The organism is Actinosynnema sp. NPDC020468 (genome assembly GCF_040642015.1).
Taxonomy (GTDB): domain Bacteria; phylum Actinomycetota; class Actinomycetes; order Mycobacteriales; family Pseudonocardiaceae; genus Actinosynnema.
This window is the reverse complement of the sequence record NZ_JBFAEO010000038.1, coordinates 25,800-42,388: the sequence shown is the minus strand read 5'-3', so window position 1 is coordinate 42,388 and position 16,589 is coordinate 25,800. Positions and strand designations below refer to the sequence as shown.

The 16,589-nt window shown below is 74.2% G+C and carries 9 protein-coding genes; 1 reads left to right on the top strand and 8 read right to left on the bottom strand.

All coding sequences use genetic code 11. From position 1 onward, the window contains the following. Positions 1 to 85 precede the first annotated feature (85 nt). Complete coding sequence (locus AB0G50_RS25140) at positions 86 to 991, top strand: LysR family transcriptional regulator (protein ID WP_360112811.1); 906 nt, start codon at positions 86 to 88, stop codon at positions 989 to 991. Between the two features lie 316 nt (positions 992 to 1,307). On the opposite strand, the gene AB0G50_RS25135 is transcribed toward AB0G50_RS25140, so the two are convergent. The 8 genes from AB0G50_RS25135 to AB0G50_RS25100 all read right to left on the bottom strand — a co-directional run bounded on the left by AB0G50_RS25135 (position 1,308) and on the right by AB0G50_RS25100 (position 16,553). Further along, positions 1,308 to 2,648 (bottom strand): acetyl-CoA carboxylase biotin carboxylase subunit, encoded by a 1,341-nt coding sequence (locus tag AB0G50_RS25135; protein ID WP_360112809.1) that lies wholly within the window; start codon positions 2,646 to 2,648, stop codon positions 1,308 to 1,310. After that, complete coding sequence (locus tag AB0G50_RS25130; RefSeq protein ID WP_360112807.1) at positions 2,645 to 3,142, bottom strand: biotin/lipoyl-containing protein; 498 nt, start codon at positions 3,140 to 3,142, stop codon at positions 2,645 to 2,647. The genes AB0G50_RS25135 and AB0G50_RS25130 overlap by 4 nt, the downstream gene beginning before the upstream one ends. Then, complete coding sequence (accD, locus tag AB0G50_RS25125) at positions 3,139 to 4,851, bottom strand: acetyl-CoA carboxylase, carboxyltransferase subunit beta (protein WP_360112805.1); 1,713 nt, start codon at positions 4,849 to 4,851, stop codon at positions 3,139 to 3,141. The genes AB0G50_RS25130 and accD overlap by 4 nt, the downstream gene beginning before the upstream one ends. Then, positions 4,848 to 6,386 (bottom strand): PfaD family polyunsaturated fatty acid/polyketide biosynthesis protein, encoded by a 1,539-nt coding sequence (locus AB0G50_RS25120; protein WP_360112803.1) that lies wholly within the window; start codon positions 6,384 to 6,386, stop codon positions 4,848 to 4,850. The genes accD and AB0G50_RS25120 overlap by 4 nt, the downstream gene beginning before the upstream one ends. Continuing rightward, positions 6,383 to 8,317 carry a beta-ketoacyl synthase gene (locus tag AB0G50_RS25115; protein WP_360112801.1) on the bottom strand — a complete coding sequence of 645 codons (1,935 nt, stop codon included), beginning with the start codon at positions 8,315 to 8,317 and terminating at the stop codon, positions 6,383 to 6,385. Before AB0G50_RS25115 ends, AB0G50_RS25120 begins: the two co-directional genes overlap by 4 nt. Continuing rightward, on the bottom strand, positions 8,314 to 14,574 hold the full coding sequence (locus AB0G50_RS25110) for a beta-ketoacyl synthase N-terminal-like domain-containing protein (RefSeq protein WP_360112799.1): 6,261 nt from the start codon (positions 14,572 to 14,574) through the stop codon (positions 8,314 to 8,316). The genes AB0G50_RS25115 and AB0G50_RS25110 overlap by 4 nt, the downstream gene beginning before the upstream one ends. 81 nt (positions 14,575 to 14,655) lie before the next feature. Then, complete coding sequence (locus AB0G50_RS25105; protein ID WP_360112797.1) at positions 14,656 to 15,255, bottom strand: SGNH/GDSL hydrolase family protein; 600 nt, start codon at positions 15,253 to 15,255, stop codon at positions 14,656 to 14,658. A gap of 62 nt (positions 15,256 to 15,317) precedes the next feature. Next, on the bottom strand, positions 15,318 to 16,553 hold the full coding sequence (locus AB0G50_RS25100) for an NAD(P)/FAD-dependent oxidoreductase (protein WP_360112795.1): 1,236 nt from the start codon (positions 16,551 to 16,553) through the stop codon (positions 15,318 to 15,320). Between the last annotated feature and the right edge of the window lie 36 nt (positions 16,554 to 16,589).

Below are 16,589 nucleotides of genomic sequence, written 5' to 3'. Positions count from 1 at the left end.
GCCGATCGCGCACCCCGGCCATGCGTAGTTCGCATGACCGCCCACGTCGCGCGGTCGGTGCCCGGAACTGGTACTCCTGACGGTCATGGCGCTGTCCGACGTGTCCCCCACCGTGCTGAGGGTGTTCCGCGAGGTGGTCGAGCGCGGCACGCTCACCGCCGCCGCCTCCGCGCTCGGCTACACGCAGTCCGCCGTGTCGCGGCAGGTGGCGACGCTCGAGCGGGCCGCGGGCGCGGTGCTGCTCGAGCGCCGGCACGACGGGGTGTCGCCCACCGCGGCCGGGCAGGTGGTGCTGCGCCGGGCGGTGGCGGTGCTGGACCAGCTCGACGCCGGCGCGCGGGAACTGGCGGGGTTGCCCGCCGACGCCGGAACGGTGCGGCTGGGGTGGTTCACCAGTGCCGGCGCGGTGCTGGTGCCCCGCGCGGTGGCCGCGGTGCGCCGGTCGCACCCGGCGATCACCGTCACCACCCGCGAGGGGTCGACGCCCGCGCTCGTCCGCGCGGTGCGCGCGGGCACGCTCGACCTCGCCGTGCTGGCCTCCGCACCGCCGTTCCGCCCGTTCGACGCCGAGTCGCCGCCGCTGCGGGTGCGCACGCTCGCCGAACGGCCGCTGCGGGTGGCGGTGGCGCGGTCCGACCCGCTGGCCGCCGCCGGCTCGGTCATGGTGGCCGAACTGCGCGGTCGGGCGTGGATCGCGAGCCGGTCGACGGCCGACGAACGCCTGCTCGGCTGGTGGCCCGGGTTGGACGAGCGGCCGCACGTCGCGCACACCGCCCGGGACTGGCTCGCGAAGCTGAACCTGGTCGCCGCGGGCGCGGGCCTGACGACGGTGCCGGCGTCCCTGACCGGCGCGCTGCCGCCCGGCGTGGTGCCGCTGACCGTGACCGACGGCCCGAAGGAAACCCGCCGCGTGGTGCTGGCGCGCCTTCCCGGCCCGCTGGGCGAGCAGGCCGGCGTGCTGGTGGACGCACTGGTCGCGGCCGCCGACTGAACCCACCGCCGAGGACCCGCCGCGACCGCCCGGTGAGCTGCGGCCCGTCCGCCGACGGGAGGCGGGAGACGCGCAGCGCGGGCCGAGCAGACCGGAGCGCCGCCGACGGGTCGAGCGGACCGGTCGGGGGACGACCGGCCCGCTCGGGCCCGCTGGGCGTGCCCGACCGGCTCAGGTCAGCCCGGTGAGCTGCGGCCCGGCCGCCGACGGGAGACGCGCAGCGCGGGCCGAGCAGACCGGAGCGCCGCCGACGGGTCGAGCGGACCGGTCGGGGGACGACCGGCCCGCTCGGGCCTGCTGGGCGTGGCCGACCGGCTCAGGTCAGCGTCTCCAGGAACCGGGTGTGGTGGCGGACCTCGCGGAACTCGGCGCGGTCCAGTACGTCGGACAGGAACTCCGCGGTGGTGGACACGCCCGCGCCGGTGATCCGGGTTTCGGCCAGCGCGCGGCGCATCCGGGCGATCGCGGCGTCCCTGGTCGGCGCCCACACGATCACCTTGGCCAGCAGGGAGTCGTACAGCGCGGGCACCCGGTAGCCGGTGTGCGCGTGCGTGTCGACCCGGACGAACGGTCCGCCGGGCAGCAGGCACTCCACCAGCGTGCCGGGCGCGGGGGCGAAGGCGCGGGACGGGTCCTCCGCGTTGATCCGGCACTCGATGGACACGCCCTGGTGCCGGATGTCGTCCTGCCCGAACGACAGCGGTTCGCCCGCCGCGATCCGCAGCTGCTCGGCGACCAGGTCGACGCCGGTCACCATCTCGGTCACCGGGTGCTCGACCTGGAGCCGGCAGTTGACCTCCATGAAGTAGAACCGGCCCTGCCCGTCCACCAGGAACTCGAACGTGCCGGCGCCGACGTACCCGGCCTCGCGCGCGCCCCGGACGGCCGCCTCGCCCATCTCGGCGAGCAGTTCCGACGGCAGGTTCGGCGCGGGCGACTCCTCGACGAGCTTCTGGTGCCGGCGCTGCAACGAGCAGTCCCGCGCGCCCAGGTGCACCACCGAGCCGTGCGCGTCGGCCAGGACCTGGATCTCCACGTGCCGCGCGGAGTCCAGGTAGCGCTCGACGTACATCCGGCCGTCCCGGAACACCGCCTGCGCCGCGGCCCGGGTTTCCGCCCACGCCCGCGCGAAGTCCTCGGACCGGCGGATCACCGCCATGCCCCGACCACCGCCGCCCGCGACCGCCTTCACGATCACCGGGTAGCCGATCTCCTCGGCGAGCGCGTGCGCGGCCGGTCCGTCGAGCGCGTCCCGGCTGCCGGGCAGCAGGGGCAACCCGGCGTCGGTCATGATCGCCCGCGCGGACGCCTTGTCGCCCAGCTGCGCCATCACCTTGGCCGGCGTGCCGACGAACGTGATGCCCTCGGCCTCGCACACCTCGGCGAAGTCCGGGTTCTCCGACAGGAAGCCGTACCCGGGGTGGATCGCGTCCGCGCCGCGGGTGCGGGCGGCCTCGATCACCGCCGGGATGTTGAGGTAGCTCTGCTTCGCGGGTCCCGGCCCGATGTTGACCGACTCGTCGGCGAACCGCACCACCGCCGAGTCGCGGTCGGACTCCGAGTACACCGCGACCGTGCCGATGCCCAGCTCCCGGCACGTGCGCGCGACCCGGAGCGCGATCTCACCGCGGTTGGCGATGAGGACCTTGCGGATCACCGGGGTTCCAGGGACACCAGCGGCTGGCCGTACTCGACCGCCGTGCCGTCCGGCACCAGCACCTCGAGCACCGTGCCGGCGCGGTCGGACTCGACCGGGATCATCAGCTTCATCGCCTCCACGATGCCGATCTGCTGACCCGCCTTCACCTCGTCGCCGACCGACACGAACGGCTTCGCGCCGGGCTCGGCCGCGTGGTAGAAGACACCGACCGTGGTGGCGCACACCTCGTGCCCGCCACGGTCCACAATGGACGGCTCGGGCACCGGAACCGGAACCGCGGCGCGGACCGGCGCGGCGGGCGCGGACACCGGCGTCGGCACGGCCGCCTCCGGCCAGTGCACCTCCACCGTCACGTCGCGCGCGGACAGCCGCACCACGCTGGGCGCGCGGCCGGTTTGCGCGGCCAGCGCCACGACCTGCTCGCGCAGCACCGACACCACGTGGTCGACGTCGTTCGACGCGACCGGGACACCGTTGGTCACCACGTTCACCGGGCGGACTCCTTCTCAGCGTGGTCGTCGAGCAGCACCGAGGTGGTCGCGCCGAAACGGCGGAACCGGGCGCGACGACCGGTGACGAGCGTCATCTGGTCCTGGGGCAGCAGGTCGGCCAGGGTGGCCGACAGGGCGTCGCCGAGCGCGGCCGCGGCGGCGAGGTGGTCGGTGTCGGCGCCCGCGCCCGGCTCGGGCACCACGCCGTCCACCACACCGGATTCGAGCAGCGAGCGGGCGTCGACGCGCAGCGCGGCGGCGGCCCGGGGCGCCTGGGCCGGGTCCTTCCAGAGGATCGACGCGCAGCCCTCGGCGCTGATCACCGAGTAGACCGCGTTGGCGCACATGAGGACCCGGTCCGCGACGGCGAGCGCGAGCGCGCCTCCGGAACCGCCCTCGCCGGTCACCACCGCGACCACGGGCACCGGCAGGCTCGCCATCAGCCGCAGGTTCTCCGCGATGGCGACGGACTGGCCGTGCTCCTCGGCCTCGATGCCGGGGTACGCGCCGGCCGTGTCGACCAGCGTCACCACCGGCAGGCCGAGCTTGGCCGCGAGCCGCATGACCCGCGCGGCCTTGCGGTAGCCGGACGGCGTGGGCATGCCGTAGTTGCGCTCGGACAGCTCGGCCGCCGTGGCGCCCTTCTGGGTGCCGATGATCGCGGCCGGCACGCCCTGCACCCGGCCGAGACCGGCGACCAGCGCCGGGCAGTCGGCGAACGCGCGGTCGCCGTGCAGCTCGGTGAAGTCCTCCACCAGCAGCGCGATGTAGTCCAGAGTGGTCGGACGGCCGAGCTTGCGCGCCGCGCGCACGCAGTCCCACGGCTCGCGCTCGGGCAGCTGCCGGTGGTCGAGCACCAGCGCCTGGCCGGTGCGGTGCGCCTGGTGCGGCACCTCCTCCGGGCGGCGGGACGCGACCGACAGCAGTGAGGCGAGCGCGGCGGGCAGCTCGTGCCGGGCCCGGATCACGTCGACGACTCCGTGCTCCAGCAGGAACTCCGCGGTCTGGAAGCCCGGCGGCAGCTTCTGCCGGATGGTCTGCTCGATCACCCGGGGACCGGCGAAACCCAGCCGGGCGCCCGGTTCCGCGACGATCACGTCGGTCAGCGTGGCGTAGGACGCGGCCACGCCGCCGAACGTCGGGTCGGTGATCAGCGAGACGGTGAGGATGCCCGCCTCGTCCAGCTGGCCCAGCGCCTGGCTGGTTTTGGCCATCTGCATGAGGGACAGCACGCCCTCCTGCATCCGCGCGCCGCCGGACGCCGTGACGATCAGCAGCGGCGTGCGCTCGCGCAGCGCGATCTCGCAGGCCTGGGTGACCGCCTCGCCGACGTTCGCGCCGAGGCTGCCGCCGAGGAACCGGAAGTCCATCGCCGCCACCACGACCGGGTTGCCGCCGATGCGACCCCGTGCGCACACCACGGCCTCCGCGAGGCCGGTGCGGGCCCGCGCGTCGCGCAGCCGGTCGACGTAGGGCTTGCTGTCCACGAAGCCCAGCGGGTCGCTGTCCGACACCGCCATCTCCAGCAGGTCGAGCGATCCCGCGTCGAGCAGCTGATCGAGCCGCTGCGGCGCGGTCAGCGGCGCGTGCCACCCGCACTCCGGGCAGACCCGCGCGGACCGGGCGAACCGCGGCCCGTAGAGCATCGTGTCGCAGCCGCCGCAGACCAGCCAGGCCTGCTCGGCGGCGCTGTCGAGGGTTGCCGTCATCGTTCCTCCCAGGAGGGGCTCGGCGGGTAGGTCGCGCACTCGGCGGGCAGCCGGACGCCCGCCGAACGCAGCTGCGCGACCCGGGTGGTGAACGCCGCGCCGCGCATCAGGTGCGTCGCCACGTCCGCGACGAACCGGTGGCCGGGCGCGGCCAGGTGGGTGCCCGCGACCCACTGGTTGAACGCGCCCATCGCCGGTCCGCACCAGATCTGGTAGTCGGCGGCCCGCTCGGGCACGCCCCGGATGCTCCAGCCCGAGGACAGGCCGAGGTACCAGCGGAACACCAGTGCCATGCGGCGCCGGGGGTTGTCCTGGGCGCGGCGGATCTGCTCCGGGTCGCGCGCGGTGAAGTAGGACACGCAGTCCGCCCACACGTCGTCCAGCGGGCGCCGGAAGACCTTCTGCTCCAGCTCGGCGCGATCGGTGCCGCCCAACGACTCCAGGCCGTCGTGCGACCGGTACAGGTCGTAGAGCTTCTTGGCGCGACCGGCGAACATGGTGCCGCGCTTGAGCACCTGCACGTCCACGCCCAGCTCGAACATGTCCGACGACGGCGCCATGCCGCAGTCCGCGACACCGGCGGAGGCGAGCAGCCGCTTGGCGTGCTCGGACTGGTCGGCCTCCACGCACGCCTGGTTCACCGAACCGGTGACGACGTACGCCGCGCCCATCCCGAACGCGGCCGACGCGGCGACCGGCGTGCCGATGCCGCCGCCGACGCCGACCCGCGAGGACAGGCCCAGCTCGCGCCGGACCCGGTCCCGCACCGCGATGATCTCGGGCAGCAGCACGACCAGCGGCCGCCGGTCGGTGTGCCCGCCGGAGTCGGCCTCGGCGGTGATGTCGTCCGCCATCGGCACGAGCGCCGCCAGTTCGGCCTGCTCGGCGGTCAGCTGCCCGGCCTCGACCAGCGGTCGCAGCAGAGCCTCCGGCGCGGGCCGGAGGAACTTCTCCGCCACCTCCGCGCGGGACACCTTGGCGATCACCCGGTTGCGCGCCTCGACGCCCCGCGCGGTCCGCACCAGGCCCGCGGCCCGGTAGCGGACGATCTGCGGGGTCAGGTCGAGGAACGCGGACGCCTCCACGCACCGCACCTCGTGCTTGAGGCACAGGTCGACGACGGCCCGCTCCAGCGCGGCCTCGCTGGGCGCGTGGATCAGGTTGACCGCGAACGGCGCGCCCGGCGCCTCGCGCTTGATGGTGGTGATCGCCTCGTCCACCCGGTCGGGCAGCACGCCCGCCGCGCCGAACGAGCCGAGGATCCCGTTGCGCGCCAACGCGACCACCATGGCGGCGGAGGCGATCCCGTTGGCCATCGCGCCCGCGTGGTAGGCGAGGCCGACGCCGTGCGCCTGCCGGAACGCCGGGTCGCCCAGGCCCTCCGGGGTGAGCGGGCCGACCGCGGCGAGCACCTGGTGCCCGCGCGGGTCGGCGGTGGCGCCGACACCGGCCGCCGTCCGCACCACGTAGCAGGGCTGGTCCAGCGCCAGCAGCTGCCGGTAGACCGCGTCGGTGTCCTGCGCGACGGCGGTCACCACGGCTCCGCCCCTTCCTCGCGCAGCTCCACCGCGATGTCGATCAGCTCGTAGATCCGCAGACCCGGCTTCCACACGCTCGCGTCGCCGATCACCCGCACCCGCCCCGGCTTGCGCAGCACGTCCTTGATGTGGACCTCCAGCGTGGACGCGCCGTCGGTGGGCAGGAACTGGCCGCGGTACTTCCAGCTGAACGGCACGCCCACCGGCAGCACGAAGCCCGGGTCGCGCAGGTCGGCGGCGTGCCCGGAGGCCAGCAGCCACTCCTGCATCGCGACGACCACCGACTCCACACCGAGCGAGCCGGGGATCACCGGGTCCAGGTGGAAGTGCCTGGCGAAGAACCAGTCGTCCGGGTCGATCGCCCGGCGCGCCCACAGGTAACCCGCGCCGTGCTCGCCGCCACCGTCCACAACGGACACCTCGTCCAGCAGGGCGAGGTGGTCCCGCGCGGTCAGCGGCGCGCCCGCGGCACGCCGACCCGCCACGTCGATCGTGCCGGTCACCGCCGCGCCGCTGCTCTCCAGCCAGGTCGGCTTGTCCCGGCCCGCGTCGAGGCCGGTCTGGTTGGCCAGCGCGGCGTCGCTGAAGTAGCCGAACATCGTCTCGCCCCGGTAGAACGGGACGCCGCCGGTTTCCAGCTCGTAGCCGAAGGTCTGGAGTGACGACCCGGTCATCAGGGTGGTGGCCAGCAGCGTCGAGCGCTGCTCGATCGTCCGGTCCCGCAGGTCGACCTCGCGCAGCACGGTCGCCGTGCCGCCGAGGTTGCGCAGGCTCAGCGTGGTGTCCGGAGTGGACAGTGTCGCGCCGAGGTGGTAGCCGATCAGCAGCGCCGCCTGGAGCGAGGTCTCCATGTAGACGCAGTTCGGCATGGAGGCGTTGGCGGTGTCCGCGTAGTACCAGGCGTCGGCGGGCGAGTCGTACTCGGTGCGGTAGGTCGCCGCGTCCAGCTCGCCGCGCACGCCGTCGATCTCCACGACCCGGTCCACCAGCAGCAGGCCGCCGGTGGGCAGTCGGGTCGCCTTGATCCCGGTGTAGTGCGCGAACTCCGGCCCGAGCGCCACGCCCTGGTCGCCGCGCGCGAGGTGGGTCAGGTGGAACTCGCTGAGCAGCACCTGCTCGCCGCGCACGCCCACCCGGCCGAGCCAGCGGGACGGGAAGCCGCCGCGCTCGGGTCCGACCGGCACACCGGGCTTCTCGCGCAGCGCCAAGGTCAGGTCGCGCACGACCGTGCCGCCGATCCGCACGTGCGCCTTGAGGTGCGGTCGGGGAACCAGGTCGATCTCCTCGACCTCGAGCTCCACGTCCTCGCCCGGCGCGCCCACGTGGACCGACTCGCCCGGCAGCCGGACGAACGTCGCGTCGGCCAGGCACAGGTGCAACCCGGTGTACAGGGCGAACAACTCGGCCGCCTGCACGGCCACCGCGAGCGGGTCCGCACCGGGCACCGCGCCGGCGGACAGCAGTCCCCGCCGGTGCGCGCCGCCGCGCAACCCGATGCCGCGCACGTCGGTCAGCACGATCCCGCCGGTCAGCCGCACGTCGGGGTTCGCGCCCTGCTGGTCGTAGCGCGAGCCGAACACCGACGGCACGTCGCCGTCGGCGAGCCGGCGCAGCTCCGCGTGCCCGAACCGGACCACCTGGGTCCGGGCGAGCGGCTTGAACGCGGTCTCGTCGGACGGCACGTGGGTCGTGCCGTACTCCTGCGCCGCCTCGGGCGCGGCGGGCGTGGCCAGCAGCACGCGCTGCCACCCCTCCTGCGCCCGCAACGCGGTGCTGTGCGCCTCCACCAGTGCCGAGCGCAGCAGGCTCAGCACCGGCACGTCCCGCACCGCGCGCTCCGGGTGCTCCGGGCGCTCGGGCTCGGGCTCCGCCGGCCCGTTCCAGGCCGTCGGGTCGAACGGAAGACCGACGAACTCCAGCGCTGTCACGCTTGCCACCCCCGCACCGATTCGCGGAACTTCTCGGACATGTCCGGCGTCGACACCACGGTCACGTCGGCGAACCTCTGCAACACCCGGCCGTCCGCAGTGGACGCGGTCGCGTCCACCAGCACGGTGCCGGCCGCCGGCCGGACGTGGTCCAGCACCAGCAGGAACGGCTCGTCGTCGGGCAGCGGCGCGTACCAGTCGGCCCGGCCGACACCCAGCGGCAGGCACGCGCCACCCAGCACGTCCTTGCCCAGCACCGGCGGGCCTTGCAGCAGCAGGTCGGCGAGCACCGGGCTGTGCAACCGGCCCCGGTACCCCGGCACGTCGGCGTCGGCGAGCCGGCACTCGACCACCAGGCCGTCGGTCCGGCTCAGGACCCGGCGCAGACCTTGCAGGCGCGGCCCGTGGAACTGGGTGGCCTGCCGGTAGATCTCGAGCCCGTCCTCGTCCAGCCCGCCGGCGACGGTGATCCGGGGGCTTTCCTCGGGCGTGCGGGCGAGCACGAACGTGCCGCCGTAGTGCGATTTGCCGTCGCCGCGCACCGTGGCCTTGACGATCACCCGGTCACCCTCGACCCGGCCGGCCTCCGCCTCGACGGTCAGGCCCGGGTGCGCGGTGCCGTCGAAGACGATCCCCTTGTGCACCTGGAACTCCCGCGCGCCGACCACGGTCAGGCCGGGGTGCGCGCGTTCGAGGACGTTGACGAGCCAGCCGAGCGCGAACGTCGCGGGCAGCACGGCGTGCGCGCCGATCCGGTGCGCCTGGACGACCTCGTGCCGCTCCAGATCCCCGACGAACCGCTGCGCGGTGAACGCGGGCCTGGTCGGCAGGGTCGCGCCGCCGAGGGCGTCGTCCTCGCCGATCAGCACGCACGTGTCGGCCAGGCGCGCCTCGGTGAACTGCTCGACGAACGCCCGCGCGCCGACCCGCGGCCCCACCAGGGAGATGCCGCGCTCGTGGAACATCCGGCGCAGGTCGTCGGTGACCATGCCGCCGTCCCACGCGCCCCAGTCGATCGCGACCGCGTGCCGCTCGGGCCGTTCCGCGCGCCACGCGGCGGCGAACCGGCACAGCGCCTCGTTGGCGACCGCGTAGTCGGCCTGGCCGGGGTTGCCCAGCAACCCCGCGACCGAGGTGAACAGCACCAGGTGGCGCGGTTCGCCGACCGCGTCGAGCACCGCGCGCAACCCGGCGAGCTTGGGCCCGAACACCGCCCGCACCTGCTCGGGCGTCTTGTCCCGGAGGAACGCGTCGGCCAGCACGCCCGCGCCGTGCACGACGACCGCCACCGGCCGACCGGACAGCGCCTCGCGCACCGCGTCCGCGTCGGTCACGTCGACCGCCGCGTACTCGCCGCGGCCGCCGAGCTTGGCCAGGGTGTCCCGGATCTCCCGGTTCGCCTCGACCTCGGCCACCGCGCGCCGCACGTCCTTGGGCGTCGGCTTGTCGAGCCCCTTGATGGCGGCCTGCTTCAGGTCCGCCGCGCCGCGCGCCCACTCGGGCTCGTCCTTGAGCGCCGTGCGACCCAGCAGCACGAACCGGGCCTCGGTGTGCTCGGCCAGCGCCGTCACACACAGCGCCGTGACGCCGCGCGCGCCGCCGGTGACCACGACGAGGTCGTCCGCGCCGAGCACCACCGGGTCCAGCCGACCATCGGCGTCCACAACGGACACCCGGTCGGACTTGCCGTACCCGCCGGGCACCACGGTGCTCCGGGTGCCGTCGGCCGCCACGCCGACCTCGGCGGTGTCCCGCGCGGAGTCGTGCAGCTCGTCGAGCAGCGCGGCCACCGGGTCGGTGTGGTCGGGGTCGACGTCGACCGCGCGGCAGAACAGCTCGGGCCGTTCCGCGGCGAAGGTCTTGACCAGCCCGCCCACTCCCCCGAGCAGCGAGGCGACACCCGCGCGGCCGTGCAGCCCCAGGCCGCCGTCGAGCCGGGTGAGCGTGACGAACGCGCCGAGGTCGGCCCGTGCCGCCTTGCCCGCGACCGCGATCGCGTCGGCGAGCCGGTCCACGTCGTCCGCCCACTCCGGGCTCGACTCCAGTGCCAGCAGGCACAGGTCGGTCCGGTCGGCGAACTCGACGTCGGACGAGGACGCGGCGGAGCGCACCGTCCAGCCCTGGGCGGCCAGGCCGTCCCGCAGCGCCGCGGTGTCCGTGCCGACCACCAGCGCGGTGGGGTGCTCGCCCCACGGCCGCGACCGGTCGACCGGCGGCAGCGTCACGAGGCCGACCGCGTGCCGGGGCGCGAACTCCCCGGCCTCAGGCGCTTTTGGGGCCGCACCACCCGCGCTTTCCAGGAAGGCCGCGATCTGGTCCAGCGTGCGCAGTTCGCCGAGTTGCTCCGGCCCGACGGTCGGCAGGTGCGGGAACCGCTCCTGCACCGCGCCCAGCACCTGGACCCGCTTGATCGAGTCCACACCCAGGTCGGCCTCCAGGTCCATGCCCGGGTCGACCATCTCGACCGGGTAGCCGGTCTTGTCCGCGACGACCTCGCGCAGCGCGAGCCGCACGTCACCCGCCGGAGAGGCCTGAGCCGGTGCCGGGGTCGAGGTCGGGGCTGGGGTCGCGACCGGCGCGGCCGACGGCGCGTTCGCGGTCAGGAAGGCGGCGATCTGGTCCAGCGTCCGCAGTTCGCCCAGCTGCTCGGGACCGACGGTCGGCAGCTCGGGGAACCGCTCCTGCACCGCGCCCAGCACCTGGACCCGCTTGATCGAGTCCACACCCAGGTCGGCCTCCAGGTCCATGCCCGGGTCGACCATCTCGACCGGGTAGCCGGTCTTGTCGGCGACCACCTCGCGCAACGCGAGCTTGAGGTCACCGCCGAGGGTCGCGACCGCGATCGCGGCCGGAGCGGCGGCGGGCGCGGTGACGACCGGCGAAGCGGTCGGTGCGGCGGCGGGGGCCGGAGCGGCCGTGACCGCGGACGTCTGCGCCGGAGCCGGGCTCGGGGTGGTCGTGGCCACCGGCGCGGCCGGGGCGTAGGCGGTGCCCGACGCGGCCGAGCCGGTGAACGCGGGCGCGGGGGAACCGTTGGTGGACTTGGCGGACGAGCCGTTCGTGGACGGCGGCGCGGAGAGGGCCTTCAGCTCGGACTCCACCGCGCCGACCGCGCGGACCACCCGGGCGGGCGGCAGTGCGCGCGGCGCGCCCGCCTCCAGTTCGGCCAGTGCCGCGAGGACCTCGTTGGCACGGCTGTGCGCGTTGCCGATCGCCACGCTCTGCTCGGCCACCGCGGTGATCGCCCGCACGTCGGCCGGTCCGCTCAGCGCGTCGGCCAACTGCTCGGCGACCCTCAGCTGGGTGTCCAGGTACTGCCCGTGCAACGCCAGGTGCTGCTGCACCACGCCGTCGACATCCGTGTTGGCCACGTCGGCCCTCTCCGCCTCGATGTGCACGAACTCGGTCTCTACCCGCGTCTCGACCCGCGTCTGGACCACCGGTTCGATCCGATGGCCGTTCTCGATCGCGTCGCGGTAGGCGGCGGCCCGTGCCGGCGGCACGTACTCCGGCGCGGACAGCGACACCGTCATGCCCTTCCTCGCCGCCGGCACGCGCACCGGCGCGGTGTGGCGGTTGATCGACTCCAGCGGCACGCCCAGCACGGCGAGCCGGACGGCCGCCTCCTTGAGCGTCACGTCGCCGTCGCCGAGCGGACCCGAGTCGGTCGGGATCGCCACCACGTCGTCGCCCAGCGTGCGGCGGACCAGCTGCGTCAGCACCTGCTTCGGGCCGAACTCCACGAACACCGTGACACCGGCGGACTTCATGGCCTCCAGCGTCGCCACGAACTCGACCGGCTCCAGCAGCTGACCCGACAGCACCGCCGCGTTCGCCGCCACGTCGCCGGAGTACGACGCCCCGGGCGAGTTCGCGAACACCGGCACCGCGGGCTCGGCCACGCCGACCTTCTCCACGGCGGGCCGGAACGCGTCCACCGCGTGCGCGACGAACCGGGTGTGGAAGGCCGCCGCGACCGGCAGCAGCCGCGCGTTGACCCCGCGCCGCCCGCACTCCTCGACCACGGCGCGCACGTCCTGGGTCGGACCGCCCACCACGACCTGGTCGGGCGCGTTGTGGTTGCACACCACCACGTCCGGGAAGTCGGCGAGCAGCGCCACGACGTCCTCGCGCGAGGTCTGCACCGCCGCCATCGTCCCGGCGTCGCCGTCGACCGGCGCCATCGCCGCGCCGCGGGCCCGTGCCAGCGCGAAGAAGTCCGCGTCGGACAGCGAACCCGCCGCCCACAGCGCGGTCACCTCGCCGAAGCTGTGCCCGGCGAACGCGGAGCACTCCAACCCCAGCGACCGCAGGAACCGGAACTGGCCCGCCGACAGCGCGCCGATCGCGGGCTGCGCGTGCTCGGTGCGGCGCAGCGCGGCCTCCTGCTCCTGGCGCAGCGCGGCGTCGAACACCGGCGGCGGGAACACGACCTGGCCCAGTCGCAGGTCGGCGCCCGCGAACGCGGCGTTGGCCTCGTCGAACGCGTCGGCCACCACCGGCACGTTGAGCGCGGCCTCCAACCCCATGTCCAGGTACTGGCTGCCCTGACCGGCGAACAGGCCCGCGACCTTGACCTCCGCCGGCGCGGACCGGCGGTAGTGCACGCCACGCGGGTGCGACCAGGCGTCGGAGTCCGCGGTGGACTCCAGCTGCTCGATCGCGATCTCCAGCAACGACTCCACGTCGTCGCCCGCGACCAGGCCGAGGCGCGCGTGCGCGGGCGGGATCGCGCCGCCGTCCACCGAGGGCGCGCCGGACTTCAGCAGCGCCAGCAGCTCCGCCGGGGTGGGCGCGTGCCACAGGTGCGCGGTGGCGGCGCGGTGCAGCACCGCGCGCGAAGAAGTGTGCTCCTCCAGCACCACGTGGAAGTTCGTGCCGCCGAAGCCCATCGCGGACGCGGCGGCCCGGCGCTTCGGGCGGTGCGGGTCGAGGACCCACGGCCGGGTGCGCACGTTGACGTAGAACGGCGCGTCGGCGAAGTCCACGGCCGGGTTCGGCGCGTCGACGTTGATCGTGCCCGGCAGCACCCGGTGGTACAGGCCCAGCGCGAGCTTCATGACGCTCGCCGTGCCGGCCGCGCCCTTGGTGTGCCCGATCTGCGACTTGACGCTGCCCAGCGCGGCGAAGTGCCGCTCGTCGCTGTTGTCGACCAGCAGACCGCCCAGCGCCTCCAGCTCGGTGCGGTCGCCGACGGCGGTACCGGTGGCGTGCGCCTCGAACAGCTCGACCGACGACGGCGAGACCTCGGCGTCCTCGTAGGCCCGGTCCAGCGCGACCCGCTGGCCGGCCGCGACCGGCGCGTAGATGCTCTTGGCCCGACCGTCGCTGGACGAGCCGAGGCCGCGGATCACCGCGTAGATCCGGTTGCCGTCGCGCTCGGCGTCGGACAGCCGGCGCAGCGCGAGCATGCCGATGCCCTCGCCGAGCAGCGTGCCGTCGGCGTCCTTGGCGAACGGGCTGATCCGGTCGGTCTTGGACAGCGCGCCGACCTTGGAGAAGCACAGGTAGATGAAGATGGAGTTCTCGGTGTCGACGCCACCGGTGATCATGGTGTCCGCGCGCCCGTCGAGCAGCTCGGCGATCGCGACCCGCAGCGCCGACAACGAGGCCGCGCACGCCGCGTCGACCGTGCAGTTGATGCCGCCCAGCCCCAACCGGTTGGCCACCCGGCCCGCGACGACGTTGGCCAGCAGACCCGGGAAGGAGTTCTCCTCCCACGGCGCGAACGCCTTGACGTACTTGTCCGCGATGGCCTGGGCGTCCACTTCGGACAGTCCACAGCTCTGCGCCGCCTCGATGAGCACCGGCGTGGACAGCCGGGCCGCGAGCGGGTGCATCAGCGGCACCGGTCCGGTCGTGCCGAGCACCACGCCGGTGCGCGCCGCGTCGTACCACGGCGAGTCCGTCGCGCCCGCGTCCCGCAGCACGTCCCGCGCCACGCCCAGGCTCAGCGTCTGCATGGTGCTGGTGACTTCCAGCTGGTTCGGCGGCAGGCCGAACTCGACCGGGTCGAAGTCCACGTCCGGCAGGAACGCGCCGCGCCGGGCGTAGGTCTTGTCCGGCGCCGCCGGGTCCGCGTCGTGGTAGTCCGAGAGCTTCCACCGGGACTCGGGTACCTCGGTGGTGCAGTCGACGCCGTCGACGATGTTCTGCCAGTACTCGCGGTGGTCGCGGGCCATCGGGAAGAGTCCCGACATACCCACGATGGCGATCGGGTTGCGCGCCAGGCGCCGACCGCTCAGGTCCTCGGTCACGTCGTTCCTCTCGAAGTGCGAGCGCACGACCAGGTGGCCCGGGCGTCGTCGCCAGAGCCACCGGTCGGTGAGGTGAGGTGCTTACGCGGCGGTCAGCCCGGTCGCGCGGTCGACCAGGTCCAGCACGGACTCGGCGAACCGGCGGTGGCCCAGCGGGCTGGGGTGCAGCCCGTCGGCCGACCACAGGGCCCGGTCGCGCCACTCGGGCGCGCGGGCGATGTCGAGGCAGAGCGCGCCCGCGGCGGCGGTGACACGGCGCAGAGTGGTGTTGGCCTCGGTGAAGCGGGAGCGCAGCAGGTCCCGGAAGGCGTCCGGGACGGGGAGGTTGGCCGGGATGTCCGGGTAGGTGGCGGTGACCACGGTGGTGTCCGCGCCGCCGAGCGCGCCGAAGAGCACGGTCAGGTTGCGCTCGAAGCGGACCGGGTCGTAGTCGCTGACCAGGTCGTTGACGCCGACGATGACGCCGATGAGCGGCGCCTTGTGCACCAGGGCGCCGGGCAGCTGGCTGTCCACCACGTCCTGGGTGGTCGCGCCGTGCGTGCCGGTGTTGCGCACGGTGCCGCGCGGCAGCCGCAGCGATTCGGCGAGCCGCGGCACCCAGCCGCGGTAGCCGCCGCCCGGGTGCGGGTCGCCGCGTCCCTCCACGAAGCTGTCGCCCAGCACGGCGAGCCGGATCGGCATGGCGGGTCCTTTCACGTGGGTGGGTGCGGGCCGGCCTGGGGCGACCGGCCCGCACCCGGTCGTCAGGACTGCGTCAGGAAGCGCTTGTCCCGGGGGAAGTCGACCTCGTCGTACATCCGCTCGAGGTTGGCGGGCGAGAAGTACTGCTCGCCCGGGATGCCGCCCGCGATCAGGCCGAAGAACTGCTTGATGCCGGTCGGGCTCTGGCTCGTGGCGCGGAACACCGAGTCGTAGTACGGGCTCAGCGTCAGCTCGGAGATGCTCGTGGTCAGCTCGAAGGTGCCGGCGCTCTCCTCGTCGCGGAGCTTGGCGTACTCGGCCGTCGCGTCGTCGATGGGGCGTTCGCCGGACAGGCCCTGGTGCAGCAGGCCCGCGAGCAGCTCGCCGTACTTGAACGCGTCGGTGATGCCCCAGCCGGTGAACGGGTCCTTGTGGTAGCCGGCGTCGCCGACCAGGGCCCAGCCCGGACCGTGCGACCGGCGGTAGTAGTTGTCCGGGTACCGCATGGGACGCCAGTTCTCGGCCCGCTCGCCGCTGTCCCGCAGCTGCTCGCCGAGCTCCGGCGCGACCTGGTCGAAGATCTCCTGGAAGGAGCCCTCGACGTCGGCGCGGAACTCGCCGAAGCGGTCACGCCGGCGCATGACGGCCAGCAGGTTCAGGCCGTCGTTGGTCGGCCAGGTGCCGATCTGCTGCTCGCCGAAACCGGTGCGGTGGTGCATGCCCCAGTCCAGGCCGCCGAAGTAGGAGTAGTAGATGAAGCAGCCCGCCGGGAGGTGCCGGTAGACCTCCGCGCCGACCTGCTCGGCGACGATCGAGCCGCTGCCGTCCGCGCCGACCACGAACTTCGCCTTGAAGTCGCGCTCCGGTCCGTTGCCCTCGCGACCCCGGACACCGACCGCGCGCCCGTTCTCGAAGAGCACCTCGGACACGCCGAAGCCCTCGATCACCTCGGCGCCCGCCTCGCGCGCCGCGTCGACGAGGATCTTGTCCAGCACCGTGCGGCGCGGGCAGTAGACGGCGTCGATGCCGTCGATCGGGTCGGCGAAACCCGCGATGTCGATGCCCGTGTAGGAGAAGTTCAGGTGCCGGATGGCGGGCGTGCCGGCGTCGACCACCTTGTCGAGCAGGCCCCAGTCCTGGAGCCGGGACAAGCCGGCCTGGTGCACGTAGTGCGTGGAGACGGTGTCGCTCGGGAACGTGGCCCGGTCCACGACCAGGACCCGGTGACCACGCCGGGCGAGCAGCATCGCCACGGGCGAACCCGCGGCGCGGGCGCCCACCACGATGACGTCGTACATGTGTGAACTCCTGTCCTGAAGCACCGGTTCGAAAAT

Excerpts from the sequence above, each read along its gene's own strand:
- AB0G50_RS25140 (WP_360112811.1), top strand. The coding sequence starts at position 86 with ATGGCGCTGTCCGACGTGTCCCCCACCGTGCTGAGGGTGTTCCGCGAG.
- accD (WP_360112805.1), bottom strand. The coding sequence starts at position 4,851 with ATGACGGCAACCCTCGACAGCGCCGCCGAGCAGGCCTGGCTGGTCTGC.
- AB0G50_RS25105 (WP_360112797.1), bottom strand. The coding sequence starts at position 15,255 with ATGCCGATCCGGCTCGCCGTGCTGGGCGACAGCTTCGTGGAGGGACGC.
- AB0G50_RS25100 (WP_360112795.1), bottom strand. The coding sequence starts at position 16,553 with ATGTACGACGTCATCGTGGTGGGCGCCCGCGCCGCGGGTTCGCCCGTG.